The organism is Thiohalocapsa sp. (genome assembly GCF_019695415.1).
Classification (GTDB): Bacteria; Pseudomonadota; Gammaproteobacteria; order Chromatiales; family Chromatiaceae; genus Thiohalocapsa.
In genome coordinates this window covers 1-1922 of the sequence record NZ_JAIFKJ010000560.1, presented here as the reverse complement: position 1 = coordinate 1922, position 1922 = coordinate 1, and the positions used below count along the sequence as shown (strand labels likewise).

Sequence of the window (1922 nt, the reverse complement as noted above, 5' to 3'; positions counted from 1 at the left end):
CGTCGACTCGTGCAGGCCGAACATGCCGGTGAAGGAGGCCTTAAGCGCCGTCAGCACCGCCTCGTTTGTCGAGAAGAACGAGACCGATTGCGCGTAGACCCGCTCCTTCGCATTGGTGGTCTGCATCAGCCGGGACATGATGACTTCGGAGGTGTTGTAGCCGATCGTCAGGTTGTCGGCGAGATCCTTGGCGATCTGGTAGCGCTTGTCCTCGTTTTGCATGGTCCGCAGCTTGGCATCGCGCGCCATCTCAAGCCGCGCGCGCTCGGCGGGCGAGTCGCCCTGATAATTGGCCACGGCTTCTGACGCCTTTTCCAGATCGACCTTCTTTTCATCGAGCTTCTTTTGCGCGATTTCCAGAAGCTCCATCGCCGCGATTTGCGCATGCTTGTAGGCCCCGCGATAATCGCGATAGGCATCGAGAATGCGCTGCTCGCGCACGATCTGGTCCTTCGTCTGGCGCGCCACCTCAAGGTAGGTGTCCTTGATGTCGTCAAAACGGTCCGCGACGTCGCCGCGCGACACCTTCATCCAGACATTGGTCACGCGCTCCCAGGGGCTTATGCGGCCGTCCTCAAGCTGGTCCACCAATGCCTTTGAGTCATCCCGCACGGAATTGAACGCATTCACGATATCCTTGTAGCGCTCGCCGATATCCATCGCGGCGACTTCGCTGCGCACGATCTCATTGAATGTTGAGGCTTCGGCAAGTGTTCGCCCGATCACCGCGACCTTGTCCCTATCCAGGATTTCGATCTGGTCCAGCAGGCCGGTGATCGGCTCATCTTTCTCTGGCGGTGTCTCGATGCCCAGATCGGTCACCGTTTGAAGCGCCCGGTCCAGATAGGCAAGGGGGGATGTCTCGGCCATCTTTCAGCTCCTGAACAGTTGATCGGGCAGAGTATAGGAGGGCCCGCGGAGCCTGGGAAACGAATTCGGGGACTTGGCTTTCGTTTGTCCTGCTGACTGCTCTGGTCCCTGTTGCCTGCCGATACCCAGCCCGCTCAGTGAGCTTCATATCATCAGGCGCAAGGGCCGTGCAGGACGGGATTAGCGTCTCATCAGATTAAGTCCGCCCAACGGTTGGCGGCCTGTATTTGATGCGAAAAACCAATCACAAGAGTGCACCGAACTGGCTCGTTATCGGATGACCTGTCTGAGCACATTAAGCGAAATTTTGCCCCGACCAGCTTAGGTTGTAGGCACGGTGCTGGCGCTTCAGCCGCGACCGTCAATACCTCGTGGAAGGTGGATGCCCGCCCATGATGTCTCGAAGACAAATCTTGTTGTCATCCGTCGCCGCAGCAGCATTCGCCGGGGCGGCTGGCGCGCCGCGGTCCGGCGCGCGGGCGGCATTCCAGCTTGGAGGGGCCGAACACTTGAGCGAAGCCCAGTTCGAAGCCGGGCCGAGGGACGGGTCGATCGCGCTGGCGTTGGGCGGCGGCGCGGCCAAGGGCCTTGCCCACATTCCGGTCCTGGAAGCCTTTGACGAAATGGGCATCCGCCCGCGCGTCCTCGCCGGCACGTCCATGGGCGCGCTGATCGGCGCTTGCTACGCGAGCGGGATGGGAGGCGGCGAAATCCGGCTCTATGCCACCGACCTGTTCAAATCGCGTATCGAGGTTCTGCGCCGCATCTTTGGTGGCCCCGCGACGTCATGGTTCCAGCTGCTCGCCTTCACGGAAGCAGCCGTGCTGGAGCCCGAGGCCCTGTTCGGCGCGGCCCTGCCCGACACCTTGCCCAAACGTTTCCAGGACCTGTCCATTCCGTTCAAACCGATCGCGCCCGACTTTCACGATCAGGAGCAGGTCATCCTGTATCGCGGTCCGCTCCTGCCTGCGATCTCCGCCTCGTCTGCGCTGCCCGTTCTTCTCACGCCTTCCGAACTTTGCGGCCGGGTGCTGATCGATGCGGGTTTCGTC

2 protein-coding genes are annotated in these 1922 nt (G+C 61.3%); one reads left to right on the top strand and one right to left on the bottom strand.

The features are described from left to right. A partial coding sequence (locus I6U14_RS15560; protein ID WP_296900434.1) for a cell surface protein occupies positions 1–870 on the bottom strand: 870 nt, incomplete at its 3' end. Between the two features lie 509 nt (positions 871–1379). Between I6U14_RS15560 and I6U14_RS15555 the strand changes: the two genes are divergently transcribed. Then, positions 1380–1922, top strand: a 543-nt coding sequence (locus tag I6U14_RS15555) for a patatin-like phospholipase family protein (RefSeq protein ID WP_296900433.1), incomplete at its 3' end; no start/stop codon positions are given.